Genomic DNA, 25,452 nt, shown 5'->3' with positions numbered 1-25,452 from the left:
TGGTTCCTTCCACTCCCTCGCCAGCAGGACTGTATCTTAGAATACATTTTACCCACCAAATCCAAAAGAGCCGATATTTTGACTCGATAGCTGCTCGATAACTTAATTTTGCAGAGCAAGTCATGGAAAATCAAAGAATTTTTGCTAAAAATTGCTGAGTTCGATCGGATTGAGGATTATTAAAAAATTCTGCTGGGGGGGCAATTTCCAAAATTAAACCCTGATCCATAAATACCACTCGATCGGCCACTTCTCGCGCAAATCCTACCTCGTGGGTGACACAAACCATGGTCATCCCCGATTTGGCTAAACTTTGCATCGTTTCCAAGACTTCTCGCACCATTTCTGGGTCTAAAGCTGAGGTGGGTTCATCGAATAACATCACCTTCGGCTGCATGGCCAAAGCGCGAACGATCGCCACCCGCTGCTGTTGTCCTCCCGATAACTGAGGGGGATATTTAAGCGCTTGTTCGAGAATACCAACTTTTTCGAGGAGTTTTCTCGCTATTTCCTCCGCTTGCGCTTTTTTCCAACCGCGCACCCACATCGGCCCGAGGGTGACATTATCTAATACCGTCAGATGGGGAAATAGGTTAAATTGTTGAAAAACCATGCCAACTTCCTGACGGATTGCCTCGATATTTTTGAGGTTGTGGGACACAGTTATTCCGTCAATAATAATGCGGCCTTTTTGATAGGATTCTAACCCGTTAAAAGTGCGGATAAAGGTGGATTTTCCCGAACCAGACGGACCCATAATCACGACCACTTCCTGTTTATTCACAGTGAGATTGACTCCCCGCAAAGCATGAAAGCGGTTATCATACCATTTTTCCACAGCTTCGGCAATTATAATCGGTTCACTGTTGTGAGAGTCCATATTTTTGAGAGTTTATTGATTATCTGTATCGGGAAACCACTGTTTCTCAAGAATTTGTGTCAGAGAGTAGGGACAAATTATCGGTAAATTTTTTAATCCTGTCTTTTTTTCGGCAATTAAGCGGGCATTTTCATAGATATTCTCTAACTCTAGTTCTAGAAATTTGCTTAAATTGGTGGTGAGCTTATCTTCTAATTGTACTCGAACAGGGATAATCTCTGCCGCCCAATGATTACTATTTCTTTCTTTTTCTGTTGTCCAAAATTGATAAATTAGGAGATGGATTATTATTTGTAAACTTAAACTTTTAACAGCAGTTTTTTCGCTTCGTCCCAAAGCTGCCAACTCCTCGATTAAATGTTCGTAATCTACCCGATCGAACTGACGATTTTTTAATAACTCGATCGTCTCGCTTAACCAGCGATCATACTCCCGTTCATAAAGCTGTTCTAAAGCAAGCATTATCTTTGATCAAATGGCGACATAAGAAAAATAACCCGTTCCTAGAAATGATAGCACAAAATATCCGGATGGCACTGGATTAGTGTAAATATTTGTGAATCAATGATGATGACAGTAAAAAATGCTTGACCCTGATGTAAAAAAAAGGTTAAATTATGGTTAGGCTGAGAACCCACACATCCTAGATAATGAGGCTATCATGGAAATCGATAAACTCAAAGAAATTGCTCAAAAAGTTGAAACCTCTCGTTCTCAAATCCAAAACGAACAGGCAACCAAAACAGCTTTTATTATGCCTTTTTTGCAAGCATGGGGTTACGATGTGTTCAATCCCATGGAAGTTCACCCCGAATATAGTGCCGATTTAACTGGATTAAAAGGAGAAAAAGTAGATTATGCTATTTGTTTGGACAATCAACCGATTATTTTGATGGAATGTAAAAGCTGTCATCAAAATCTTGAGCATCCTAAACATAGTTCCCAACTGCATCGATATTTTAATGCAACTGGAGCTAACTTTGGAGTTTTAACTAATGGGATTATCTATCGGTTTTATACGGATATCGTCAAGGATAATATCATGGACAATAAGCCATTTTTTGAGTTTAACATTCTCGACTTTGACGACTCTTCTGTTAACGAATTAAAACGTTTTTCTAAATCTAGCACTAGCACATCTGACTTCAATTCTGGCAAAATAAAAGAGGCTGCTCGCAATTTATTGTACACCAAAGAAGTTAAAAAAGTGATTGCCCAGCAATTAAATGATCCTTCCCCCGAATTTGTTAAGTTTTTTGTTAGTCATGTGTATTCTGGAGTGAGAACTGCATTGGTTGTTGAAAAATTCACAGAAATTATTAAGCATTCTCTCAAAGAGTATATCAATGATATCATCAAAAAAACTGGACAAAATCCTCCTGATACACCAGCAGAAGATACTCCACCAGAAGAAACAGAGGAACCTGAAATTAATCCCGAAAAACTGGAAGTATTTTACATTATTAAATCAATTCTACGGGAAGAAATCAATACCGCACGGATTCAATACAAAGACACTAGAAGTTATTTTGGTATCAACTTAGATGGAAAACCAACTAAAACAGTCTGTCGTCTGTGCTTCAATGAAAAAACTGGCAAGAAATCAATCAGTATTCCCGATAACTTTGAAACTGGTAAAAAAGCAACCACGAATATAGACAGTCTTGATGAAATTTATGGAGTCGCTGAATTTCTGAAATCTCGCATCCGCTATCTGACTCAAGATACTTAGAGAAGCAGGTGAGAAAAAACATAAAGTATCTAAAATAATTATTCCTTATCCCTTTAATGACCGATAGGGGTTTTCAATGATATAATTTTTAGTAATCGCTAACTATGCAAAATTTTATCTAGGGATAGAAAGTTACGGTTAAGTAAGTGGTCATGAAAAGGAGACAGGAGATAGAACATTATAATAAAAGTTTTCTCTCCAGTTAAGGTCAAAAAATTCTAGCTGGGAGTTATCTAAGTGTGATCAAGCTTGACACAGTCAAATTAAGGTGTTACCATATTGGGCATGATTTGTGCAGATGTTAAAATTTTTGTTTTGCGGTAGTCTATGAATTTAACAAGTTTACCAATGTCTCTTGATGAGGTGCCTTTACCTAGTTCTTTGCCGCCAGTTATTTTAACAGTTTTTACTCGTTCCGACCTACTCAAGGAAGTTTTAAGTATCTTCTGGTTTCTGTGTGGAAACGAGGTTTATACTGATAGTTTCTTCCACAAAATAGTCCTAAAAGTATTGCCCAGTAAGCATTTAACCTTACATAAGCAAAAATTATCACACAAAGTCGAGAAGATCCGTTTTAAAGGGTTTAACCCAACAGATTCTATCTGCGTCGCCTAGAATTTGTGAAGCTATTTATGGCTCACTCCCCCTTTAGTTTGAAAAGAGCTCGCCGTCGCCTAGGTTTATAGTTTAGTAGATACTTAATAGAAAATATGAATAGCTCTAGAAAATTTCTGATTTGTAAAGGTTCCTCTGGCATGGGAAACCGAATTCTGGCCGCCTGTGGTGCAATAATCTATAGTGAAATTAGTAATCGCCAGTTAGTTATTGATTGGCGGGATAATACTTATTGTCATGACGATATCAACTCCTTCCCTCTATTTTTTAACTGTCCAAAGACCGTTTCAGTAGAATCTATACCTGATACCAAGTCTGTCTATCCTGAGATATGGATTGATAAGTTAGATCAATCTTTTGGTGGACTAAGAAAAGATTTAAGGATTTCGGATCAATCTATGTCGGTTGAATTATCTAGAACAAATTATGAGAGTGAGATTCTGGTTTTCTGTGCCTATACTCATAAAATCAACCAGATGAGACAACTCTTTCATGGGAAGTTCGATTACTTGGCAAAAATGGATGATCGTACTATTATCAAACAGGTATTAAACTCTCATCTAAGCCTGAAACCTGAAATTGTTCAGTCTATCGAAGATTTCCGATCATCTTACTTTGGAGTGAATACCCTAGGCGTTCATGTTAGATATACAGACATGAAGATTCCTTTAGATAAGCTAATTACTAATACTAAAAAAATCAACAAAAACAATAAATTTAACAGCATTTTCTTGGCGACAGATTCTCAAGAAGTTGTTGAAAAATTTCAAGAGGAGTTCCCAAATATTATCACCACACCAAAATGGTTTCCACCATCGGGAGAAAGAATGCACCAGAACTGGGATCAATGTCCTGATCGCGTTCAAAATGGCATAGAAGCATTAATGGATATGTATTTGTTAGCCAGTTGTAATGATTTGATTTTTTCTTCTCAGTCCTCCTTTGGTTTAGTGGCATCAATCCTAAGTAAAGCCAGTAAACAACATCTCCACGATGTTAATTCTTCTTCATTCATTGAAAAAGTCAAAGCGAAAATTAGAGGTATTGCAAAATAGTTTGTACGAGCAATTAACCCGAACCAACCTTAATGATGTCTATGCCATGGCAAACTTGGGGAGTTACCAACTAATGCTTAATTCTTTCAATCGCCTTTTCTCGCCTTTAGTATCTAGCGTTTTAATTACCATAATTATCTCCAGTTGTCAAGGTGCAAATGTATTAACTTCGGCGAATAATTCCCAGAGAAATCAATGGCAAAAAGTGACCGTAATCGAGGGTTTAGAGCATCCCTGGTCGATGGTTTGGCTACCTAACCGGGAAATCCTCATCACAGAGCGTCCCGGTCGTTTAAGAGTGGTTAGAGAGGGCAAATTAGAACCAAAAGCCATCGCTGGAGTTCCCGAAGTTTTTGCCGTCGGACAAGGAGGATTGCTCGATGTGGCAATTCATCCCCAATTTGCCCAAAATCGCTGGATTTATCTAACTTATGCCCACGGAGACCAGGAGGCTAATCGTACCCGCGTCGCTCGTGCGGTTTATGATGGTACAAGTTTGCGAGATTTGCAGGTTATTTTTGAAGTTTCCCAGGCAAAAACCGGCTCTCAACACTTCGGTTCGCGGTTATTATGGCTACCGGATGGCACTTTATTGGTAGCGATTGGGGACGGGGGTAATCCTCCCCTACAATTAGCGGGAGATTTAATTAGAAAACAGTCCCAAAATCTGCAAAGTCATTTAGGTAAAATTATCCGCATCAATGACGATGGTTCTATACCGAAAGATAATCCTTTTGCGGGTTCTAAAATTTGGAGTTATGGCCATCGGAATATTCAAGGAATCAGCTTTGATCCGATGACTAGAAGAGTCTGGGCAACAGAACACGGAGCGAAAGGAGGGGATGAATTAAATTTAATTGAAAAAGGTAAAAATTATGGTTGGCCAGTGGTTTCTGCTAGTCAAGAGTACGGCACTAATACCCCGGTTTCCCGCGAAGAATCTCGACCCGGTCTGATTGATCCGAAAACAATTTGGACAACTGCGATCGCTCCTTCGGGATTGGTCTTTTATACCGGTAATCGCTTTCCTAATTGGCAGGGAAATTTATTCGCCGGTGGTTTAGTTTCCAGGGATATTCGCCGTCTGTCAGTGGATAAATCGGGTGAAATTATCAATCAAGAAGCGATTCCCATCGGTCAGAGGGTGCGGGATGTGCGTCAAAGTCCCGACGGATTTTTATACCTGCTCACCGATGAAGGTAACGGTCAATTAATTCGCCTTGAACCGCCATCTAATTTGTAAAAGTTCACAGAAATTATTATGGAAGCCCTGAAGATTTTTTAGTGAATTCTAGTATAGTTATGTTTGTACGGGAGCAAGCACTCGATTTATGAAGAAAATTTTACAGTTAGTGGGACTGGGTTGCATATTACCTATGTTCCTCGCCAGTGCAAGTTTAGCGGAAACAGTGGTGGAAAAAGTGGCTCGCACGGGATTTTTGACCGTAGGAACCCGTTTTGATGCGATTCCCTACTCCTACATCAATGATAAGGGGGAATTAGTCGGCTATTCTATGGATGTGTTGGAACGAATTAGAAAACGATTGCAAACTCGTCTCGGTCGTCCCGTCACCCTGCAAATGGTGGAAGCGAACCAACCCGGAGAGAAAATTAATCTCATTCGTAGCGGGGACATCGATATCGCCTGTAGTACGGCTTTTACTTGGGAAAGGGCGAAAGTGGTCGATTTTTCCATCAGTTACAGCATTTCTGGGATTAGGATTTTAGCCAAAAAGGGTAGCAATCTCTCCACTCCTCAATCCCTAATCGGTAAACGCATCGCCTTGGTTCCCACTTCTGCGGCCGTGGATGTGATTAAATTAGTACAACCGCAGGCAACAATTGTTACTACCTACAGCACCGTAGAAGAAGCGATCGAAGCTTTAAAAACTGGTAAAATTGACGCAATAGCGGGGGATAGCATTTCTTTAGCGGGAACAATCCTCAGAGATAACCCTCAAGCTTACGAAATCGTCCCCGAAGAAGCTCTAGCTAATTTTGGCATTGCTTGCATGGTTCCTGAAAATAACTCTACTTTTTTGGATGATGTCAACTATGCCATTGTTAAAATGATGCAGGATTACATCACCAATGATACGGCCACCGTTAGTCAAATCGATCGCTGGTTCGGTAGTCAAGGCATGGTTCCCATCCCCCCAGAATTATTAAAGGGGTTTTTTGCCTTCAAAGTTATCGAACACGCCCAAATTAATCCCCAAGAAGCCAAATAGGAGCAGAAATTCAGGTGAATATCAGCAATAAAACCGGTTTAGTCGGCTTTCTTCTCGCTTTATCTGCCTTCGGTCTGACTAGCACTGCCCAGGCTGCCTCAGAGGAGGCTAATCCCATTGAAGCGCGTTTAAGTCGTCTATCTAGCGCTGTACGCGAACGAGTTAACCAACTGCCAGAAGGTACTGCCGACCCTAGTTTACAAGCTTTAGGCTGGGGAGATGGTGGCAATCGCGGTTGGGGGAATAGTCGTGCCGGTGGTTGGGTAGATGGTCGCGGTGGTAGTTTCGTTAATGCGCGGCCTTGGCGCAATGGTTGGTCTGACGGTGGTGGTTTCTTTAATTCCCGACCGCGCTGGGGTAATGGTGGCGGTTTCTTAAATCGTTGGTAAGTAAGGTTGGGTGAGGGGATAACTTTATCCTCGTCCCCACCCCGGTTTGACGATGAAATCTCGGGTTATTATTTTGAGGCTGAAAGACTCCATCAAGGCGAAAGGGAAGTTGTTTGACTTCCACTGAGTCAAAGCGGTAGTTATTATGGATAAGTAGCTAGACACAATTGATTGCACATATCTAACTAGGGTTTATAACTGGGAAAATCGATATAACCTTCCTTGTCAAAAGAATACCAATCTTTCATCTCAGCATCGGGATTAAGGGGCCAATTATTGGCGAATCTTTCCACCAAATCGGGATTACTGATATAGGGGCGACCGAAAGCAATTAAATCCGCATCTCCTAACTTAATAGCGGCTTCAGCAGTTTCTTTTGTATAACCACAATTGCCGATTAAAGCACTATTAAAAACAGCCCGAAACTCGGATAAAAGCATCGGTTGACCCTTTTCATGAAAACCAAAAGCCAAGCCATCTAGCAGATGCAAATAAGCTAAATTGTACTCATTTAATCTTTGGGCAACATAGAGAAAAGTTTCTCGAAAATCCTCGGAACCCATGTCATTATAAACCCCATTGGGAGACAGACGCACCCCCACCCGATGACTGGGAAAAACAGTTAAAATTGCCTCGACTACTTCCTGTAAAAAACGATAGCGATTTTCTAAACTGCCACCGTATTTATCCTGACGCTGATTAGTGGCCGATTGTAGAAAAGTATCGATTAAATAACCATTAGCCCCATGGATTTCTATGCCATCAAACCCCGCTAATTTTGCCCTCTGAGCGGCTTGGCGGTAATCGGCGACAATTGTGGGGATTTCCTCGGTTTCTAAGGCTCTAGGGGTCTCGTAGGGCTGTTTACCTATGGGTGTGTACGACTCCCCCTTAATCCTAATTGCGGAAGGGGCAACGGGTAAAGCCCGATTTTCCTGAAAACTAGGATGAGAAGCGCGACCACAGTGCCACAATTGACAAAAAAGTGGTGTTCCTTTTCTTTGGGCGATTTTTGTCACCATTTGCCATGCTTGCGCTTGTTCATCGGTGTAGATACCGGGGGTATTTTGCCAACCGTTAGCTTGGGGAGAAATTACCGTCGCTTCCGTAATCATTAATCCCGCGCTGGCCCTTTGCCGGTAATACTCGGCCATTATCTCATTGGCCAGACGTTTTTCTCCGGCTCGCGCTCGCGTCATGGGAGCAAGCACAAGACGATTTTCTAAGTTTAAATCTCCCAATTTAAATTGACTTAAAAGAGCTAGGGAAGTAGTGAAGGCAGTCATCGAATTTGCCGATAGAGAATTTAGGTTAATTTTACCGCAATTAGTTAAAACCAGACAATCGCACCCGAAGATGATTGACTGTCTATCTGCGAGATTGTCCCTCTCCTAAGGGAGGAGAATTAATCGGACAAATAGCTGAATATAATTGATTTTGGTCATAAATTTGACTATAATTACCAGTTATTTAATTTATTTATTGTCGAAAATTAAAGAGACATAAACTATATTTTTTATAGTTGATTTATGATAAATTTCTTGGTAATTTTGGGATCATAAATATTGCTTAAATCTCAAGAGATAGGAACCTAAACTATCCAATCGGCCAAATAATACTACAGATCGATCTATCCCAAATTATGTATGAGGGAACTACCCCCATTCCATCACCTCCTTGACCATTTCTCTCAAGTCATCCTTCTTGGTTTTTCCCTGCCGCTTGTCATAAAGACGAAAATTAATAGGAGAAAATTTTTTGTCCATGTCGGTATAAAATTGTCTAACTACGCTTATGTTTACCTGACCATAAATAGTCATGGTCGAGATGTCTAGTAACTCGTGTTTTACCGATAAAACAGACTGACTAGGGACTGAAACCTCTACTATTCGGAGCTTGCGAATTTTAAGAGGGTTTGTCAGAATCAGGATTTTTTAGCAAACCTACCCAAAAATACCCAAAAGAGGCAAACAGCCTCTACATTGCGTTGATAAAAATGGTAAAACACGGGTTTTTAGCAAGCATCGTGCATTCAATTGTGCTAATCTCCAAAAAATAGCTATTTTTTCACAATTTATTTAGAACTAATTTATGAGTAAAAAAAAAGTCTTGATCGACTTGGGCTTTGTGGCTAGTATGTAAAGCATCTAGCTTCTTCATTGGAGACACCTGAATGAAAGCCCTATTACTGTGGCCGCTGATGCCCAACTCCTTTTGGTCCTATCAAGAGACTTTAGATCTAGCCGGTTTAAGATCAACCAATCCGCCCCTGGGTTTGATTACGGTGGCAGCCCTATTGCCATCGGATTGGGAAATCCGGTTTGTTGATCGCAATGTCCGATTAGAAACGGCTTCCGATTGGGAGTGGTGCGATTTGGTCATCATCTCCGCCATGATCATTCAGAAAAAGGACTTTCAAGAATTGATTGCCAAAGGGTTGCAGTTGGGTAAAAAAGTGGCGGTGGGCGGGCCTTACCCCACCTCCTATCCAGAAGTTGCCCAAAAAGCTGGAGCAGATTACCTGATTCTGGATGAAGGAGAACTGACAATCCCGCTGTTCCTGGCGGCCCTGGAGCGGGGTGAACCGAGTGGTGTCTTTAGAGCCAGTGAGAAACCCGATGTCACCATGACACCGATCGCCCGCTATGATCTACTAGATCTGGATGCCTATCTGGCGATTACCGTGCAGTTTTCTCGCGGTTGCCCCTTTCAATGCGAATTTTGTGACATCATCAACCTCTATGGCCGCAAACCTCGCACCAAAACCCCAGAACAAATGTTGGCTGAGTTGGAGACGTTATACCAACTGGGCTGGAGGCGCTACATTTTTGTTGTCGATGACAACTTCATTGGCAATAAGCGGAATGCCAAGGTGTTTCTGCGGGAGTTGATCCCCTGGATGGAACAACACCAGTATCCCTTTAAACTGATTACGGAAGCTTCCCTTAATCTGGCCGAAGACAGCGAACTGATTGAGTTAATGGTCAAGGCCGGCTTTGTGCTGGTGTTTATGGGGATTGAGACACCAGATACCGATAGCTTAATGGGCATTAACAAGGTTCAAAACACCCGCCAATCCCTGATCGAATCCTGTCACAAAATTACCCGCATGGGGCTGCAGATTATGTCTGGCTTCATTATCGGTTTTGACAATGAGAAATCTGGCGCAGGGCAGCGGATCAAAGATTTTATTATGGAGGCGAGTATTCCCCAGGGGCAGTTTAGCCTGCTCCAGGCACTGCAAAATACTGCCCTGTGGAATCGCCTGCAACGGGAAGGTCGTCTGGTGGATGGCATGGGTACTTTCCATCAGGGAGCGATGATGAACTTTGAGCCAACTCGCCCGGTGGAAGAGATTACCGAAGAATACATCGATGCTTTCTGGGAAATCTACGAGCCTGTTAACTACCTGAAACGAACCTTCAACCATTTCATGATGATGGGGGGATGGCGCGGCAAATCGAACCGTAAATTAGATTGGCAACAGTGGCAATTGTTCCGTTCCTTGCTCTGGCGGCAGGGGATTGTCCGACCGACGCGGTTCCGTTTCTGGTGGCAACTGGCGGTGATTGCTTGGGTCAAGCCCCGTCTGCTAGAAGAGTATCTAGCGACCCTAGGGATAGGTGAGCATTTTTTTGCCTATCGCTATGAAGTAAGAGAACAATTGCTAAAACAACTAGCCGATTTGAAGCAACAGAAAGCAAGGATGACAGAAGCTGGCCCTTTAAATCCACCGATAGCGGCATAAACTAAACTTATACCAATATGGGTGGTGGCTCATTTGATCGCAGAGATTTTGGCAAATTTTCCTTTTTAGGATGGTTTTCCTGAGTTGAGATTCTCCCCCCTTACTTAAAGTAAGGGGGAAAAAAAATCAATTGGCACGCTGTTCAATCAACAGTTGGTAAGCATGATTAAAATCAGCCGTTGTAATGCGAATCTCAGTTGGGTCAGTCATTCCCTGATGACGATAACGACGAATTGCCATCAGTGCCGCTTGGTTACATAATAACGCTAAATCTGCGCCATTCCAGCCTTCGGTTGCCTCGGCCCAATGGCCTAAATCCACATCCTCTAAAGGACGTTCATCATTATGGACCCCCAGAATTGCTAAACGACTAGAGGCATTCGGTAAATCAACTTTTAACTGTAAATCCAAACGTCCCGCTCGCAATAAGGCTGGATCTAAGGCATCTGGGCGATTAGTGGCTCCAATCACTAAAATCGTTGCCCCCGTTTGCAACCCATCTAACTCCGTGAGGATTTGTCCCACAACCCGGTCACTCACGCCTGAATCCCCACTATAACGACCTCTTGCCGGTGCCAAAGTATCAATTTCATCAATAAAAACCACACAAGGGGCTGCCTGACGAGCTTTGGCAAACAACTCACGCACCGCCTGTTCACTCGCCCCCACCCATTTACTCAAAAGCTCAGGTCCATTAATACTAATAAAATTAGCTCGCGCCTGAGATGCAACCGCTTTGGCCAATAAGGTTTTTCCCGTTCCAGGGGGACCCCAAAGTAAAATACCTTTGGGAGCTTGGGCTTTGGTTTGCGTATATAATTGCGGATGGAGTAATGCCCCTTCCACAGACTCCTGTAGGGTTTGTTTAATCTGTTCAAGTCCGCCAATATTGTCCCAGGCCACATGGGGAGATTCCACCTCCACAGAGCGCAATACCGCCGGTTTAACTTCTTTAAGGGCTTGCAAAAAGTCGGCTTGGACTACCGTCATTGTTTCTGGAATTCGCGAGTCAATCGTAGGAACCTGGCGCCGCAAAGCACTATAGGCCGCTTTCTGGCAAACGGCTTTTAAATCTGACCCGACAAATCCCACCGCATTATCGGCAATCAGATCTAAGGAAACTGATTCATCTAGTGGCATGGAACGGGTGAGAATTTGCAGGATTTCTAAACGGCCCTTGCGGTCAGGCACCCGAAAGAGGACTTCTCGGTCAAACCGTCCGGGGCGACGGAGGGCGGGGTCAAGATGGTCGGGACGGTTTGTCGCCGCTAGAACAATCACCCCCTGGCTTTGGGCAAAGCCATCCATTAAACCGAGCAATTGGGCCACCAGTCTTTTTTCGACTTCCCCTTCAACTTTACTGCGGTCGGGTGCCATGCTATCAATTTCGTCAATAAAAACGATACAAGGCGCATTCTTACTGGCTTTCTCAAAAATTCCCCGCAGTTTTTGCTCAGCCTCCCCATAATATTTGCTGATCACCTCTGGTCCGACTAAGGCAATATAGTTAACACCGAGTTCTTCGGCCAAAGCACGGGCAGTCAGGGTTTTACCGGTTCCAGGGGGGCCGACTAAGAGAACGCCGCGAGTGGGTTCAAGTCCTAACTTGGCCAATAAGTCGGGGCGTTTCAGAGGAATGGCAATTAGTTCCTTGAGTTCTTTAATCACTTCCGTCAAGCCACCAACATCTTTCAGGGAAGCCGTGGTCGGTCCTTCGGGTGGTGTCACACTGTCTTCAACCCCTGAATCGGTGGGGGTATCGCGATTGCGATTCACCTCAAAATCATCCCCACCAGCATTGCTCGGGCGAGAAACTCCCCCTGAACGGGGAATACCGCCAGCACGGGGGATGTTACTCAAGGGACGAGAGTTAAACTGCACTTCGGTTTTAATTTCCCCTTTTTCCAGTTTTTCCTCTAAGGTTTTAGCCAGTTCGACTAATTGCTCAAAGCCTTTGAATAGTTCTACCATAAAATTTCTCCTGAGTCAAGTGAAGGATGGGGACTGGGTGATAGATGGGGTTAAGAAGTCCGACTTTAAAGACTAATTACCTTTAAAATAACAGATCTGCCGCGGCTTTGACCCGGGCTAGCGGTTCTACAGACCGAGGTAAACTGGGTAAGCGGATCAAAGTTTGATCTGGGAATAAATCCCGATCAATTTCCTCATTAGCATGATAACGATTCTGCACGACGTAACGTTGATAGACTCCCTTTTTTTGCAAAGATGCTGTCAATCGCAGTTGTTCGGCAACGATGGCATCTTGGGCTTGCAAAACTCCAATAAATTCTGTATGTTGGGGGTCTTTGAGTTTTTTCTGGGCAGACATCACCTGTTGTCTTAAGATTCGCAATCGTCCCATTAAATCTACACGCCCTAAGACATCTTGATACTTCATCCAAAGCTTAAAAATCCAACTTAACCAATCTCCTAAAGCCGTTGGCATTTCCAAAAATCGCAGGAGATGACCGGTAGGAGCCGTATCTAAAATAATCAAATCTTGTTGTTTCTGGTCTAATAACTCCATTACTTTTACTAGGGACAACATTTCATCAATTCCTGGCAGAGATTGAGCGACAATTTGTCGCCAAGCTTCTGGAGTATAAGCTAGTTTGATGTTCCCTTCTTCCTTACCTTCACCACTAATCATTTCTGCCAGTTCCCATAAATAATCATCCCGAAATTTTTCTAAAATGATATTAGCATCAACTTCTTGACCACTTAAATTAGCAGTTAATTGTGTGGATTGATGTCCTAACTTTGTCCCAAAGGCATCTCCCAAAGAATGAGCAGGATCAATAGAAATAATTCTAATTTTTTGCTCGGGATGACGATTAGCTAACGCCCAACCAATAGCTGCGGCAACGGTGGTTTTTCCCACCCCTCCCTTGCCACCAATGATAATGAGTTGGCGTTTGTCGTCAATAAAATCACTAAAACTCGGCAGAATTTTTTGCGGCCATTGAATAGGAGGCGGGGCCATAAATTCTACTTTTTCGATAATTTCAATTTGACTCATGATCTGATCTAATGCTTCACCTCCTAGGGGTTCTTTTGCCTGTTGGGGCAGGGTGAAAATTGTCTCTTGACCTGGAATTTTTAGGAATTTATCGAGGAGTTGCTGTTGCTCACTGTAGCGATCTAAATTTTGATTAGGATCCGTTAGAATGCGATTAATAAATAATCTGCCGCAGGGAATATTTAAGTGATGCAAACTATTGAGTAATCGTTCGGTTTCTAATAAACTCATCGGTTCGGCAATTGCCACAATTAAACAAAGGGTAAAATCCAGATCTTGTAGGATTCGTTTGCCTTCGGTTAATTCTGCTTGTGTTTTGACTAAAAAGTCATCCACATCATCGGCATTGTAGGTTTTTGAAAAAGTTTGCGAAATAACACGATGTTTTTCTTGAAACAACTCTAAAGAATTGAGAATAATCTCTAAAAAGTCTTTAATTTCCAATAAATTTAAGGTATGACCAGAGGGAGCCATATCAACAACAATTCGATCTACAACATTGTCAATAAGTAATCGCTGAATTTCTAATAGACCCATAATTTCATCTAAACCTGGCCAGTCTAAATCCCAAACAGGAGTTAAATCTTCTCCTTCAACAAAACTGCCCCGTTCTACTAAAGTTTCTAAAAATTTTCCGTATTTTTCTTTAAATTCTAAGAGCAATTTTTCCGCATCTAATGCCCTAACTTTTAAGTTAGGTAAGTCTTTTACAGGTAATGCCTCATCGCTAACTTCTGTTTGCAATACATCCCCTAAAGAATGAGCAGGATCGGTTGAGATTAATAGGATTTGTTCCTCGGGAAATAATTTAGCCCAACGGCGAGCAAATCCACAGGAAAGGGTGGTTTTTCCCACTCCTCCTTTGCCACTAAACATAACTAAATGTCGAGTGTCATAGCAACTTAGAGAGTTATTTACCAAGTTAAAGTTAGTCATAGAGAAATCAAGTTAAGTAAAGTGATAGGGGGGAGAAACTTGTCCTAATTGTAATTCCCAACGGGGGCAGGCTTTCTGCCAATGCAAGACTTGCTCGATTAGTAAAGGTTCTTCTTGAAAATCAACTAAAAGATAAATTCGTGATTCTGTCCCTGGAGCATTAATAATCCTCGTTGACGGATAGCTTTGGCTCACTAAATCCACGATAATTTGCCATTCTGAACCTTGCAAAGTATAAAAATCTTGTTGGGCTTCATAAAGCTGTTTTTTGGCTAAAAAATATTGTCTGCCCCTGCTTTCAGAAGAGAGTACAGGCTCCTCTAGCTTACGGGGAATACATTTTAAAAGATATTCTCCTTTTCCCTCAAGTTCTTCAATTTTTTCTTGATATTCTTGGGCATGGGAACAAAGATGAGTCAGTAAATTTTCTGTCTCTAAAAAAGATGTGCCAAAACGTAAGGGTAAAATAGTGGTTTGTTGAAATAATTCACAGATGACTCGATCATGACATAAAACCGATTGAATCAAGCGTTCATCATCATTTTGTAAAGTGTCTAAACTAACTTCAGGTTCGACTACGGCCGAGAGGTCTCCGCCGGTTATCAGTAACAACGGGTTAGCCATTCCAACGGGTAATTTTAGGCTTTCTATTGGGGTTTTCAAAAAAGCGTAAGTATATAGATTGTACAATTTCATAAGGTTGATCGAAAGAAAATTTACGATTTTTTACGAATTTTTATATTGGGCCGTTGATATGCTAGAATACTCTAAGTTATTCAGGGATTGTTATGACAACCACTCGTCCACCCAGACCAATTAGATCTAAAATTAGCACTATGCCTCGGAAGCAATCTGAAGCAGATCAGCAACTTGAGCTTTATAAGTTAATTACTGAAAAACAACGTATCCAAGAAAAATTAGAAATGATGGAGCGGCAGATTCAGCAGTTAAAAAGTCGTCTGACGTTTGTGACAGATCAAATTGAGATCACAGAACAAAGTATTCAAAATATGCGTACAGTCAATCCTCCTAGTGTAGCTAAAAAACCTGATTCCCCCAAAACTGTTGCTCAATCCTCTAATAATTCTAGTAATTTCCAAGCTTTTTACCTAGAATATTAAGTCTTGATCAAGGGCTAGTTCTGACCGAGGTTCAACGAGTTCTTGAGCCTGTCAAAGCCGCCCTTACTAAGTGCTGCTACAACTTGTGATTTTGTTCCTGACTTGTAGGGTGGGAAAGATTGCCAGTTTAGAGAGAAGATTCAGATTGGTCTGCTGCTGCCTCTTCTTCTAAGGCTTGAATTTTTAATAACAGTTCTTCTTCCCGAATTTCAAACTCTTCCTCAGAAATATTGCCCATATCGTAAGATAGTTGTAAGGATAATAATAATTTGTGCAAATTTTCCGCCTCATCATATTCTATATCTGCACGCTCTTGAATTTTTTCCCCAATCCAGATCAGACCCCCAATAGGACCGGTAACAGGAAGAAGTAAAAGATCGAGAAACATAACTGATAATCTCCTTAGACAAGTTGGGCAAAGGTATAGGGTGCGGTTAAATTGTTATAGCGAATTCTTAGGCGATCACCAAATTGCTGATCGATCGCTTCAACGTTTTGGCTAAATTCCGGCTCTTGCTCCCAGGGAATTAAATAAGCTGCATTGTAAATCATGTCATCCGTCATTGGATCGCTTTCAATCACCTCTTGGGCGCGATGATTTAATTGCTCTCTAAAGACTTGAATAATGTCTTGTTTCCGTTGCAATACAGTGGCTTCAATGAGTTGACCTATATGGATAATTTCTTCCATATTTAAGTTTTTCCCCATCATCGCATCCCGTTCTTGTTTTAACTTAGGATTAGACTCCAAAGCCGCTTGTAATTCCCACTTATTATCCCAAAAAATCTTAATGCTAACCTCTCGTTGTCCTGACAGTTTAGCAAATAATTCTTTCAGTTGGGTTTTATAGGGAGTAATTAGTTGTTCGGTGACAGATTCCCAGGTTTTGATAACTAAGCCAAACCGCAGGGGCAACAACGTTGTAAACCCTGCTTCCATGACAGTTTCTAATACTTTTTCATGGCAAATTAAATAGCGACGGGATGCCAAATACTTCTCTTTATGAGCAGCGGAGTAGAGAAAACTAAAACCATCAATCATCTCACTGTGAACTGGCTCATTATCAATACCCTGCAAAACCAGTCCGTCAGGAACAGGTTCGGGAAATATTCCATATAAATAAAGACCCACTGTCATCAGTATTCTCCCAAATTAAAGCGGCTGAGAAGTCAAAACCAAACGAAGCTTTAGATGAATTAAATCTAGTTGAGCTAAACCCAGATCAACATTTCCTTCCACAACAACTCCCGTATTGAGGAGTCTATCCACTAATTCTAACACAGAAGGCTTAATACCCTCCTTTCCTGGGTAATAACTCCCTGCTTCCGGTAAAAGAGTTCCAAACTCTCCTAGGTGGACATTTAACTCTTCTGGCTCGACCTCAAAAATTTCACACAAATAGAGAACTTGTTCTTGCAATTTTTGGATACTTTCTGCGGCTCTATCTAAATCAGACTCACTGAGAACCCCTTTTTCCATCCGGCGAATGATTTGGGCTTCGAGCAGTTGGCGTACCAGTTCCACAACAGTTAACAGTAAAGGGGCTAAACCGGCTTGGCTACTACTTTCTGGACTGGTCAGCAAGGCTTGATTATCAGAATCGTAAGGTGTGCAAGCAAGGGTCATGGTTGGAATTGGTAAAGTTTCAGTTTTTAACAGTGAGTCCCCAGTGGGGAGCCGGGCCAAGAAGTTTTATCCGAGGGAAAAAATGATGTAATTAAACCATGTCAAATTTCCTCTGCCTTGGGAAGATTCGAGTAAGGAACTTCGCCGACAGGAGGAATGTGCTTGATCATTGTTGACTGGTATCATGGCTCTCCATTGCCCCCGATTGGGGTAGGGATTTTAAGGCTTAAAGTTTAGCTGCCGGGGTTTCTGTTAATAAAGCTTGGGATTGGCTATAGGGATAGGAGTCGCTTTCCCACCCATTAATTGCCATCTCCCTTGCTCTATCAACAGAGGCAATCATTAACCGTGTAAACTTCTTTACCGTTTGAGGATTCAATTGAGAAATTTCACTGTATATGGAGAATGTGACTGATCGTTCTGACTGCTATCACGGCTCTCCATTGCACTCAATTTTCCTAAGGATCTTAAGGTTTGCAGTCGGCGTGAAAGTTCCAGGTTTTCTGCGAATAAAGCTTGGCATTGGCTGGGGAGGTAGGGATAACCTTGCAAGCCGTTAATCGCCGTTTCTCTGGCTTTATCAAGGGGGGCAATCGTCAACTCGTGTAAATTTCCTACCCTTTGAGGATTCAAGTGAGGAATTTCACGCATCTGAGGAATGTGCTTCATCGTTCGGACTGGTATCATGGCTCTCCGTTGCACTCAATTGGGTTAAGGATTTTAAGGTTTCAAGCTCAGTTTCTAGGGTTTGGAGTCGGAGTGAAAGCTGCCGATTTTCTGCCAGTAAAGCTTGGGATTGGCTATGGAGGTAGGGGTCTCCTTCCCACCAGTTGATTCCCATTTCCCTGGCTTTATCAACAGAGGCAATTAACAAACGAATGCGGATATTTATAAGTTCAGTGGAGGCGATCGAAACGGAAATATCGCCAGCAATCACAATTCCCTTATCTAAAACTCGCTCGAGGATATCCGCTAAACCCGAACCTTGAGTTGCTGTTTTCAGGGCGTTGTTTGATTGGGTTTTGAGCGAGCCAGCAAAAGTGGAAGAAGTCACGGTTGGTTTCACTCAATAAGAGTATAAAATTAGTCTTTCCGCTGGGGCAAGTTGCCTCGCAGTAAAGATTGAATGGCTTTGAACGATTGATTTCCCGTCGAAGGCTCAGAAGTTGACGCTTGGTCTTCGGAAGGCTCCGTTTCCTCTAGAACGGATAAGGATTCTACCGGATTGTCGTCGAGGATTTCCCATAAAATTGCTCTTGACTTATCAATAGATAAATTCGTGCGGGACAAAAGAACATCGGCGCAGATATCACGGAAATCCGCATCAGAGGGACTAGCCACAATATCGTGAGAGGCACAGACTTTAGCAATCATTAAACAAGAGCGCAAACCTGAGGTTTTTTCAGCCTCAGTTTTCACCCGAAAGGTTTTGACGAGGTTGACAATAAATAAGGCATCTTCTCGACCAATCCCCGTTTTTTGGGCAAGAATTTCAGTCTGAGTCAGTTGGTCTGGTTCAGGCATATTAATGGTTACCAACCGATCCATTAAAGCATCTTGGGTAGCATGAACCCCACAATATTCTTCTGGGTTGGAGGTGAAAATTGCCCGAAATTGAGAATTGACTTGTAGGTAATCGGGTTGATGGCTAGTGGGCGGCAGGGTGAGAATTTTTTCTTCCAAGGCAGAGAGTAAAACGTTGTTGACCTCAGGTCGAGAACGATTGAACTCATCATAAACTAGGGTAAAACCCTCTCGACAGGCCATTGTTAAGCGAGAATCCACCCAATTGTGTTTTAGCTCGTCTTCAACTTTGAGAACGCTGTGGATATAGTTATCCGTCAGCTTTTTATGGGTATAACCAGACTGGCTACCAATTAAATCGGAACTGGTAAAGTCATCATCGCCAAAGATGAGCATTACAGGTCTGGCCAAACAATTGGCCAGATGCATTGCCAAGGTGGTTTTTCCCGTTCCTGCTGGACCACATAGATGAATGGAAAAACCAGAGTTTAGATAACGTAGGGCGCGAGTGGCAATGTGATCAATCGAAGGCGTAACAACAAATTGACCGGGGCGAAGGCAGAGGACGGCTCTTCTTGTTTGAGTTTCAGTAAATGTCATAGTCGAAATCTAGTAAATACCATTGATAATCCCCGCCTGAAGCGGACGGATATTCTCGAGCTAACAACTGCTGGTTCAGGTTTACCTTTCATAACCGAGTCGGCAAGGACGCTCGTGTTACCCGAATTTTACGGCAAGTTTAATCGTCTTTGGCTTTTAAGGCTTACCTACATAATATCGCAAAAGATTAGGAACTGTCATCAATTAGCTCTAGAACCTTGACAAGCTCTGGGCAGATGCAGTCCTTTTCACTTACCTCCTTTGTCAATAAAAGACTAATAATGACAACATTAACTATAAATTAAGCGAAGTTCTATAATACTTCTTAATTTACCAGAACCCTAGAGTCGCCCATACAGGAACCGACCACCCCTACGTTGAGTCTAGAAACTTAAAAAAGCAGGATCAGCATGGCAGGTTTAAAACCAAAGGCTTATTGTTGTATTCTCAGATAGTCCTCTAGTTTAGCCAGGAAAAGGGACTAGAGGGTTTTTACTCTAGCCCTAGGGTTAAGTGGGTTGGAATTAACCTAGAGATTTATTTGCCAAAAACGTAGATAGACAAATCTTGACGAAATTGACGCAATTCGTCTTTTAGCTGTTTCGCTTCAGCTAAACGTCGTTCTTGAAATTGACTTAAATCATCCTTCACCTGTTTAGCTCGATCTAGATGAAGTTGGCGTAAGTCGTCCTCTAGCTGTTTCGCTGCCGCTAAACGCTGTTCTTGGAATTGACTTAAATCCTCTTTCAGCTGTTTAGCTCGATCTAGATGCTGTTGACGTAAGTCGTTCTCCAGCTGTTTTGCTGCTGCTAAACGTTGTTCTTGGAATTGACTTAAATCCTCTTTCAGCTGTTTGGCTCGATCTAGACGCTGTTGACGTAAATCGTTGTCTAGCCGTTTGGCTTCCGCTAAACGTTGTTCTTGAAATTGACGTAAATCCTCTTTTTGCTTTTCCGCTTGAGCTAAACGCTGTTTTTGGGTAGCTGTTAAAAACAAGTGGCTTTCCTGTTGAACTTTTTGGAAAGATTGGCGCAAAGCAGTTGCCTGTTCTTGCGCTTGTTTTTGTCTTTCAGTTTTGACATCCAACAGAAAAGATTGTACTTCTCGCGAGAGTTTAGCTACTTCTTCAGCAATCGATAAACGATCCTGGCGGAACTGTTCCATGAGAGCAGGCATGGGGTTGTCCTCAATTACTAAATACTATGGAATGGATTTGACCCAATCACCCGTTAGAAAAACCTTCACGGAGACTGGGGGGAGAGACAGCAGATTTCGACTTTTCTTATCATCCCAAAGTTGAGGTAGGGGACCACCCCAGACTGAGGGGCGCAACCTCCCACCCCCAAAATGGCTTTCTACTCAGAAAAATAGTCAGCCTTACATTCTGGCGATAGGCGGTAAACCTAGCTACAAAGGTCAAAATCACGGTTACAAAAATAACTTGTATGGGTCTAGCTTTGTTTTTGCTATCCGTTGCCGTGCCAACCTTGTCAATCATAGACCATTGCGCCCCAAGAGAGGGGTAACTAGACTCAATAGGGATTTAAAGAAAAGCCGAGAATCTGGAAAACCCAGTAGGGTTTTAACTCAGCAGATAGGAGAATCTGGGATCAATCCTTAAGCAGGAACCGCTGCAGATTGGGTCAGACCAACAGCTTCAGCATATTTGAGGTAGGTTTCAACCGAAGCGATAACTACACGAGCTTCAATCGCTAATAATTCGATACCCACCAGAGATACGCGAGCCCAGGCATCAATAACGATACCTTTGTCGAGGATACGATCAATAACTTCAGCCAAGCTAGAGGAAGAGTTGGTTTTTTCAACTGCCATGGTAGATATACCTTTTTTTGTTTGTATAGAAAGTGTACAGTGCTGATCCAAAAGTTGAGATAGCAAACTACACCAGACCAAGGGGCGTGGCCTCCTAGCCAAAGAATGGGTTTCTATCGCAAAAAACAGCGAGCCTTACATTCCGGTGATAGGCGGTAAACGTAGCAGCAAGGGCTAAAAACACGGTGACAAAAATAATTTGTCTGTGTCTAGCCTTGTTTCCGCTATCCGTTGCCGTGCCAAGCCTGTCAATTACAGACTATTGCGCCCCAAGAGACGGGTAACTAAACTCAATAGGGATCAAAAAAAATCCGAGAATCTGGAAAACCTGGTTGGGTTTTCACTCAGCAGATGGGAGAATCTGTGATCGATCCTTAAGCAGGAACCGCCGCAGATTGAGTCAGACCAACGGCCTCAGCATATTTGAGGTAGGTTTCAACCGAAGCGATAACTACACGAGCTTCAATCGCTAATAATTCGATGCCCACCAGAGATACGCGAGCCCAGGCATCAATAACGATACCTTTGTCAAGAATACGGTCAATAACTTCAGCCAAGCTAGAGGAAGAGTTAGTTTTTTCAACTGCCATGGTAGGTGTACCTTTTTGTTGTTTTCATAGAGTTTGTACAGTGCTGATGTCATGGAGGATTCAGAAATCTATTTGGGTTTTCTGCCTTCATCACTTCCGCACTTTCAAAGATAACACCCTTGTTTTGTCGTTGTCAATACCTAAGTTAGATGTTTTTCGTTAAGAAGTATGTAGTAATTCTCAGTTTTTTTCGTTAAGAAGTGTGTAGTGATTTCTCAGATAAGTCCGATACATTAGACCTATTGCATAATTTTTTTATGGTATGATGGACGGTTTTGCTTTTTTCTCGATTTTTAGATTGAATTAGATTGAAGTTGAAAAGAGAATAAAATGTGATCTTATAAATTTGGTACAATTTTTACTTTACAAAAATTTCTGGTTGTGGTTAGTGTAGTAGTGATGGAGGCTTAATGCTTTGCCTTGCTGTGCATTGTTGTCATGGATAAAATACCAAGCAGCGCCAAGGTGATTCTCCGTTTTTTTAGAGAAAGATAGATTCTCTCTCACCAACAGAGAAATCCTTGGTCGAAAGGTGTTATTAAGTCTTTACAATGGGATTAGTTTGATCAGTTTCTTTTCCTAGCACTCGATCATGTTTACTCAGAATTACTGTCTTATATAACTTCCAAAAATCAGTGTAAGTAACAGGACATTATCGGTCAGCACCGGGTAAACTAGCCCCAAAGTTTTTGGGCTGATTGGCGACCCCTATCTGCTAAATAGCCACCAATAATTTCCCTTGTCTTTCCATCAATTGCCAGCCAAATATAAACCTTTATCGTCTTAAAAAAACCAATGACTACATTTCATCACACTCTCTGACTAATTTACCTTTTGACTTTTCTGGGTGGTGATTCGGTAGTGGTGATGGAGCCTTAATGCTTTGCTTTACTGTGCATTGTAGCCATGGATAAAATACCAAGCGGCCCCAACGTGATTCTACATTTTTCTAGAGAAAGATAGAATCTCTCTCACCAACAGAGAAACCCTTGGTCGAAAGGTATTATTAAGTCTTTCAATGGGATTAGTTTGACCAGTTTCTTTTCCTACCGCTCGATGACGTTTACTCGGAATTACTGGGGAGCATCTCACCTCTGTAACCCCTAAATCAGGTTTTATGTCAAACTATTTTGAAAGCCTTACTAGAAACCAGTTTTAGGGACAAGTATAATTACTCACTTGCATAAATGAGATGCTCCCGAATTACTGTCTTATATGACTCCCAAAAATGAGTGTAAGCAACAGCACATTGTCGGTCAACACCGGGTAAACCTGCCCAAAGTTTTTGGGCTGATTGGCGACTCCTATCTGCTAAATAGCCACCAATAATTTCTCTTGTCTTTCTATCAATTGCCAGCCAAATATACACCTTTATCGTCTTAGAAAAAAGAAAATACCACATCTGATCACATTTTATGAGCAATTTACCTTTTGGTTTGTCCGAAACCTTTACTTGACGCAGAACAGCCGCCAGTTTATTGTTGACATAATTTTGTAACCATGAGCAACTTACCCCTGTTACTCTCACAATTCCTCCTCAGGAAATTCGTTCGAGCAAGAGTTGAGGGATTAATTGTTTGGTATCGGGAGAGATAGTTTTATTAGTGGGATTGCTCACAAACGGTTGACTACATTCTTGCTCTTGACGTTTGGGTTTCCCATTATGAGTAGAACCGTTCTTGATAGTATGGTGAGAACCACAACTAGGACAAGTATATACAGGGGAACTAGGGCGGAGATTTTGTTCTCTGCTAGGCTGATATTTAAGTAAGCCGGACACGAGCCACAAAAAAATATTGATCAGAAAATTCATCATCAAGGCAGAGGTTTAAGAAATGATTGGAAGCAGGGATTTTTATTAATAACTGACGGTTCGCTCATTTTCCACACATAGTGTTTTTGGATTAAGCTGTCCACTGCCTGTCGTGACATAAGTTGAACCAATATCACTGCGGGTAGTTTTATCAGTTATTAAAACACCACCTATGGTGATCTGGGAACCGAGAGTAATAGGTATTTTACACAGTTCATACCAGATAAGCAACAGGGGAAAGTAAGCGCATCTTAACAACCCTTGACAAAATGAACTTCGTGTGAGTTGCTTACCCAGAGGGCGATTCAGGCATATTTGAGTAGAATTTCTCATCTCAATTGTTAAGCAAAAATCGACCAAATGTTAAGATTTCGTAACTATTCTGATTGACTGGTATCACTTGAGATGCCCACGCCTATCACAAAATTGGCCAATTGTCAATAGCGTTTGAGATGCCCTCACCCTGATTGGAGGAGATTCGGCCAATCCAAGAATAAGAGCTTTAAATAGGGCTGGCTGAAAAAGTACGGGCGAAGCATTCGGGCAATAACCTATCGGTGAAACCGTAGATTTTCTATCCGAATGCTTCGCCCCTACAGGATGCGGGCCGATGAAGACGCAAGGTTTTGAAGCACGATTCTCTCAAAATCTTGCACCTGTTTCGCTCGTAAAGCCACAAAACCCTTACCTTGCCGACATTTCACATTTATTCAGCAAACCCTAAATACGTCTTAGCTTACTTAACGTCAAAGAATCTTTCTTCTCTATCTAGCTTGCAGCTTAAGAAATTTAGCAACATTCCCCAACCAGCATCATGTATTGATTTAGCTAATTTGGTAGGCGCTAATCCTTTTTCACAAAGGCTCTCTGCTACTATGATTTCGTTTTCATCAACGAGCTTTCTTGAGATGTTATGTAGTAAATCTTGTCTGGTGTTATATCGTTTTTCAAAAGTAATGCCAGAGACGGTTAATTACCCTCACGCCCAACCCCCCGACTTCGGGGGGGCAAGGGGGGGTGGGGGGGAGTAGGATGCCTGCCCCGAATAAAGAAAAATGGTATTAGCTATTTTTTCGTGGACTCTGGCCACTATTTTCAGAGATTGCTGTCATGCGGATTCGTTGACATCCGTTTAGGTGGATTGACTGGCCAGAAATTGTCGTTGATAGTCTAAAAACTGGCCATGCCATTCCGCAAAGCGCCGCTCCCCATCTTTGACCAAAAGTTGGCGGTAGGCTTCCGAGGAAATCCAAGGCTTTGTTGGACGTTGTTGGTTTGTTGGGCGTTGTTGGGCCGAACGAGCTTGGTATTCAGCCGTTGATTGACGGCATTGGTTGTGATAATTTTGGTGCCATTCCTGATAGCGCCGTTCTCCATCCCGCACGAGGGCTTGGCGATAGGCTTCTGAAGATAGACTCATGGTGTTACTCCTTTTCAAATCCCTTGATGGCCTGGCCAGAATTATAACACAATCCCTGAACCACCCATTGCTGACCTCTGGTCAAGGTGCGATATAAGTCCTTGCCGTCAGTGGCCAGGTTTCTTGGCTATCTCCACTGCTGCATTTTGTCCCGCTTTGCATAGTGGCTCTACAGACTGACACCGACACCCCAGGCCCTGGGTCCAAAATATTTTTACTGGCACTACCACTCTCGAAGCAGATCGTTTAAATGCGCTACTATTTAATAGTAAATCCAACCTAAAACGGCGGCTCTCCTCGACTTTGTGTGATAATCAGTG

General features: G+C 42.3%; 24 protein-coding genes and 2 pseudogenes. 8 read left to right on the top strand and 18 right to left on the bottom strand.

Features of this window, described 5'->3' with window-relative positions; genetic code table 11:
* Positions 1-130: 130 nt before the first annotated feature.
* Together ACE1AQ_RS01050 and ACE1AQ_RS01045 are read right to left on the bottom strand one after the other, a co-directional pair.
* Complete coding sequence (locus tag ACE1AQ_RS01050) at positions 131-880, bottom strand: amino acid ABC transporter ATP-binding protein (protein WP_002784428.1); 750 nt, start codon at positions 878-880, stop codon at positions 131-133.
* Between the two features lie 12 nt (positions 881-892).
* Positions 893-1,342 (bottom strand): DUF29 domain-containing protein, encoded by a 450-nt coding sequence (locus ACE1AQ_RS01045; protein WP_008204861.1) that lies wholly within the window; start codon positions 1,340-1,342, stop codon positions 893-895.
* 199 nt (positions 1,343-1,541) lie between these two features.
* Between ACE1AQ_RS01045 and ACE1AQ_RS01040 the strand changes: the two genes are divergently transcribed.
* From ACE1AQ_RS01040 to grrA, 6 genes are all read left to right on the top strand, one after another.
* The gene (locus ACE1AQ_RS01040) at positions 1,542-2,612 is read left to right on the top strand and encodes a type I restriction endonuclease (protein WP_008204863.1); all 1,071 of its coding nucleotides are present in this window, start codon (positions 1,542-1,544) and stop codon (positions 2,610-2,612) included.
* A gap of 327 nt (positions 2,613-2,939) precedes the next feature.
* Complete coding sequence (locus tag ACE1AQ_RS01035) at positions 2,940-3,227, top strand: hypothetical protein (RefSeq protein WP_008204865.1); 288 nt, start codon at positions 2,940-2,942, stop codon at positions 3,225-3,227.
* 95 nt (positions 3,228-3,322) lie between these two features.
* Entirely contained in the window at positions 3,323-4,282 is a 960-nt protein-coding gene (locus ACE1AQ_RS01030; RefSeq protein ID WP_106908760.1) for a NodZ family protein, read from the top strand.
* Between the two features lie 73 nt (positions 4,283-4,355).
* Complete coding sequence (locus tag ACE1AQ_RS01025) at positions 4,356-5,525, top strand: PQQ-dependent sugar dehydrogenase (RefSeq protein ID WP_110544609.1); 1,170 nt, start codon at positions 4,356-4,358, stop codon at positions 5,523-5,525.
* An 88-nt stretch (positions 5,526-5,613) separates the two neighbouring features.
* Positions 5,614-6,513 carry an extracellular substrate binding-like orphan protein GrrP gene (grrP, locus tag ACE1AQ_RS01020; protein WP_008204870.1) on the top strand — a complete coding sequence of 300 codons (900 nt, stop codon included), beginning with the start codon at positions 5,614-5,616 and terminating at the stop codon, positions 6,511-6,513.
* A gap of 14 nt (positions 6,514-6,527) precedes the next feature.
* Positions 6,528-6,902 (top strand): GrrA/OscA1 family cyclophane-containing rSAM-modified RiPP, encoded by a 375-nt coding sequence (gene grrA, locus ACE1AQ_RS01015; protein WP_008204872.1) that lies wholly within the window; start codon positions 6,528-6,530, stop codon positions 6,900-6,902.
* Here the strand turns inward: grrA and ACE1AQ_RS01010 are convergent.
* Together ACE1AQ_RS01010 and ACE1AQ_RS01005 are read right to left on the bottom strand one after the other, a co-directional pair.
* Positions 6,865-7,047, bottom strand: a pseudogene (locus ACE1AQ_RS01010) (DUF2887 domain-containing protein); the annotation flags it as partial. The gene grrA and the pseudogene ACE1AQ_RS01010 overlap by 38 nt on opposite strands.
* Before the next feature lie 40 nt (positions 7,048-7,087).
* Positions 7,088-8,188, bottom strand: coding sequence for an alkene reductase (locus ACE1AQ_RS01005; RefSeq protein WP_008204874.1), 1,101 nt, complete (start codon positions 8,186-8,188; stop codon positions 7,088-7,090).
* Positions 8,189-9,075: 887 nt separating this feature from the next.
* Here ACE1AQ_RS01005 and ACE1AQ_RS01000 point away from each other — a divergent pair.
* Entirely contained in the window at positions 9,076-10,650 is a 1,575-nt protein-coding gene (locus tag ACE1AQ_RS01000; protein WP_008204878.1) for a B12-binding domain-containing radical SAM protein, read from the top strand.
* 126 nt (positions 10,651-10,776) lie between these two features.
* On the opposite strand, the gene ACE1AQ_RS00995 is transcribed toward ACE1AQ_RS01000, so the two are convergent.
* The 3 genes from ACE1AQ_RS00995 to ACE1AQ_RS00985 all read right to left on the bottom strand — a co-directional run bounded on the left by ACE1AQ_RS00995 (position 10,777) and on the right by ACE1AQ_RS00985 (position 15,301).
* Positions 10,777-12,621 carry an AAA family ATPase gene (locus tag ACE1AQ_RS00995; RefSeq protein WP_110544596.1) on the bottom strand — a complete coding sequence of 615 codons (1,845 nt, stop codon included), beginning with the start codon at positions 12,619-12,621 and terminating at the stop codon, positions 10,777-10,779.
* Between the two features lie 82 nt (positions 12,622-12,703).
* Entirely contained in the window at positions 12,704-14,605 is a 1,902-nt protein-coding gene (locus ACE1AQ_RS00990) for an ArsA family ATPase (protein ID WP_008204882.1), read from the bottom strand.
* A 12-nt stretch (positions 14,606-14,617) separates the two neighbouring features.
* Complete coding sequence (locus ACE1AQ_RS00985) at positions 14,618-15,301, bottom strand: GvpL/GvpF family gas vesicle protein (protein WP_008204885.1); 684 nt, start codon at positions 15,299-15,301, stop codon at positions 14,618-14,620.
* A gap of 92 nt (positions 15,302-15,393) precedes the next feature.
* Here ACE1AQ_RS00985 and ACE1AQ_RS00980 point away from each other — a divergent pair, with 92 nt between their 5' ends.
* Entirely contained in the window at positions 15,394-15,726 is a 333-nt protein-coding gene (locus ACE1AQ_RS00980) for a gas vesicle protein (RefSeq protein WP_008204887.1), read from the top strand.
* Positions 15,727-15,853: 127 nt separating this feature from the next.
* Here ACE1AQ_RS00980 and ACE1AQ_RS00975 read toward each other — a convergent pair whose 3' ends face one another.
* The 11 genes and pseudogenes from ACE1AQ_RS00975 to ACE1AQ_RS00925 form a co-directional block, all read right to left on the bottom strand.
* Positions 15,854-16,114 (bottom strand): gas vesicle protein GvpG, encoded by a 261-nt coding sequence (locus ACE1AQ_RS00975; RefSeq protein ID WP_008204889.1) that lies wholly within the window; start codon positions 16,112-16,114, stop codon positions 15,854-15,856.
* 14 nt (positions 16,115-16,128) lie between these two features.
* Complete coding sequence (locus ACE1AQ_RS00970) at positions 16,129-16,863, bottom strand: GvpL/GvpF family gas vesicle protein (protein WP_103112399.1); 735 nt, start codon at positions 16,861-16,863, stop codon at positions 16,129-16,131.
* Between the two features lie 15 nt (positions 16,864-16,878).
* Positions 16,879-17,352, bottom strand: coding sequence for a gas vesicle protein K (locus ACE1AQ_RS00965; protein WP_110544607.1), 474 nt, complete (start codon positions 17,350-17,352; stop codon positions 16,879-16,881).
* A 375-nt stretch (positions 17,353-17,727) separates the two neighbouring features.
* Complete coding sequence (locus tag ACE1AQ_RS00960) at positions 17,728-18,039, bottom strand: hypothetical protein (protein ID WP_008204895.1); 312 nt, start codon at positions 18,037-18,039, stop codon at positions 17,728-17,730.
* A complete protein-coding gene (locus tag ACE1AQ_RS00955) occupies positions 17,996-18,406 on the bottom strand; it encodes a gas vesicle protein (protein ID WP_106909987.1) in 411 nt (136 codons plus the stop codon). The genes ACE1AQ_RS00960 and ACE1AQ_RS00955 overlap by 44 nt, the downstream gene beginning before the upstream one ends.
* Before the next feature lie 29 nt (positions 18,407-18,435).
* Positions 18,436-19,476: a gas vesicle protein GvpN gene (gene gvpN, locus ACE1AQ_RS00950; protein ID WP_008204981.1), complete on the bottom strand. Its 1,041-nt coding sequence runs from the start codon at positions 19,474-19,476 to the stop codon at positions 18,436-18,438.
* Positions 19,477-20,013: 537 nt separating this feature from the next.
* A complete protein-coding gene (gvpC, locus tag ACE1AQ_RS00945; protein WP_008204983.1) occupies positions 20,014-20,652 on the bottom strand; it encodes a gas vesicle protein GvpC in 639 nt (212 codons plus the stop codon).
* Positions 20,653-21,093: 441 nt separating this feature from the next.
* The gene (gene gvpA, locus ACE1AQ_RS00940; protein ID WP_002735503.1) at positions 21,094-21,309 is read right to left on the bottom strand and encodes a gas vesicle structural protein GvpA; all 216 of its coding nucleotides are present in this window, start codon (positions 21,307-21,309) and stop codon (positions 21,094-21,096) included.
* Between the two features lie 374 nt (positions 21,310-21,683).
* On the bottom strand, positions 21,684-21,899 hold the full coding sequence (gvpA, locus tag ACE1AQ_RS00935; protein WP_002735503.1) for a gas vesicle structural protein GvpA: 216 nt from the start codon (positions 21,897-21,899) through the stop codon (positions 21,684-21,686).
* A gap of 1,171 nt (positions 21,900-23,070) precedes the next feature.
* A pseudogene (locus ACE1AQ_RS00930) lies at positions 23,071-23,712 on the bottom strand (ISNCY family transposase).
* A 1,132-nt stretch (positions 23,713-24,844) separates the two neighbouring features.
* Positions 24,845-25,132: a hypothetical protein gene (locus ACE1AQ_RS00925; protein ID WP_008205053.1), complete on the bottom strand. Its 288-nt coding sequence runs from the start codon at positions 25,130-25,132 to the stop codon at positions 24,845-24,847.
* Positions 25,133-25,452: the final 320 nt, after the last annotated feature.

Origin of the sequence: Microcystis sp. BLCC-F209 (assembly GCF_041928595.1) — a bacterium.
GTDB lineage: Bacteria > Cyanobacteriota > Cyanobacteriia > Cyanobacteriales > Microcystaceae > Microcystis.
This window is presented reverse-complemented; position numbering and strand designations above follow the sequence as displayed.

Excerpts from the sequence above, each read along its gene's own strand:
- ACE1AQ_RS01035 (WP_008204865.1), top strand. The coding sequence starts at position 2,940 with ATGAATTTAACAAGTTTACCAATGTCTCTTGATGAGGTGCCTTTACCT.
- ACE1AQ_RS00990 (WP_008204882.1), bottom strand. The coding sequence starts at position 14,605 with ATGACTAACTTTAACTTGGTAAATAACTCTCTAAGTTGCTATGACACT.
- ACE1AQ_RS00965 (WP_110544607.1), bottom strand. The coding sequence starts at position 17,352 with ATGACCCTTGCTTGCACACCTTACGATTCTGATAATCAAGCCTTGCTG.
- gvpN (WP_008204981.1), bottom strand. The coding sequence starts at position 19,476 with ATGACATTTACTGAAACTCAAACAAGAAGAGCCGTCCTCTGCCTTCGC.
- ACE1AQ_RS00985 (WP_008204885.1), bottom strand. The coding sequence starts at position 15,301 with ATGAAATTGTACAATCTATATACTTACGCTTTTTTGAAAACCCCAATA.
- ACE1AQ_RS01050 (WP_002784428.1), bottom strand. The coding sequence starts at position 880 with ATGGACTCTCACAACAGTGAACCGATTATAATTGCCGAAGCTGTGGAA.
- ACE1AQ_RS00970 (WP_103112399.1), bottom strand. The coding sequence starts at position 16,863 with ATGACAGTGGGTCTTTATTTATATGGAATATTTCCCGAACCTGTTCCT.
- ACE1AQ_RS00975 (WP_008204889.1), bottom strand. The coding sequence starts at position 16,114 with ATGTTTCTCGATCTTTTACTTCTTCCTGTTACCGGTCCTATTGGGGGT.
- ACE1AQ_RS00925 (WP_008205053.1), bottom strand. The coding sequence starts at position 25,132 with ATGAGTCTATCTTCAGAAGCCTATCGCCAAGCCCTCGTGCGGGATGGA.
- ACE1AQ_RS01005 (WP_008204874.1), bottom strand. The coding sequence starts at position 8,188 with ATGACTGCCTTCACTACTTCCCTAGCTCTTTTAAGTCAATTTAAATTG.
- gvpA (WP_002735503.1), bottom strand. The coding sequence starts at position 21,309 with ATGGCAGTTGAAAAAACCAACTCTTCCTCTAGCTTGGCTGAAGTTATT.
- gvpC (WP_008204983.1), bottom strand. The coding sequence starts at position 20,652 with ATGCCTGCTCTCATGGAACAGTTCCGCCAGGATCGTTTATCGATTGCT.
- grrP (WP_008204870.1), top strand. The coding sequence starts at position 5,614 with ATGAAGAAAATTTTACAGTTAGTGGGACTGGGTTGCATATTACCTATG.
- ACE1AQ_RS00960 (WP_008204895.1), bottom strand. The coding sequence starts at position 18,039 with ATGATACCAGTCCGAACGATGAAGCACATTCCTCAGATGCGTGAAATT.
- ACE1AQ_RS00980 (WP_008204887.1), top strand. The coding sequence starts at position 15,394 with ATGACAACCACTCGTCCACCCAGACCAATTAGATCTAAAATTAGCACT.
- gvpA (WP_002735503.1), bottom strand. The coding sequence starts at position 21,899 with ATGGCAGTTGAAAAAACTAACTCTTCCTCTAGCTTGGCTGAAGTTATT.
- ACE1AQ_RS01025 (WP_110544609.1), top strand. The coding sequence starts at position 4,356 with ATGCTTAATTCTTTCAATCGCCTTTTCTCGCCTTTAGTATCTAGCGTT.
- ACE1AQ_RS00995 (WP_110544596.1), bottom strand. The coding sequence starts at position 12,621 with ATGGTAGAACTATTCAAAGGCTTTGAGCAATTAGTCGAACTGGCTAAA.
- ACE1AQ_RS01045 (WP_008204861.1), bottom strand. The coding sequence starts at position 1,342 with ATGCTTGCTTTAGAACAGCTTTATGAACGGGAGTATGATCGCTGGTTA.
- ACE1AQ_RS01000 (WP_008204878.1), top strand. The coding sequence starts at position 9,076 with ATGAAAGCCCTATTACTGTGGCCGCTGATGCCCAACTCCTTTTGGTCC.
- ACE1AQ_RS01040 (WP_008204863.1), top strand. The coding sequence starts at position 1,542 with ATGGAAATCGATAAACTCAAAGAAATTGCTCAAAAAGTTGAAACCTCT.
- ACE1AQ_RS01030 (WP_106908760.1), top strand. The coding sequence starts at position 3,323 with ATGAATAGCTCTAGAAAATTTCTGATTTGTAAAGGTTCCTCTGGCATG.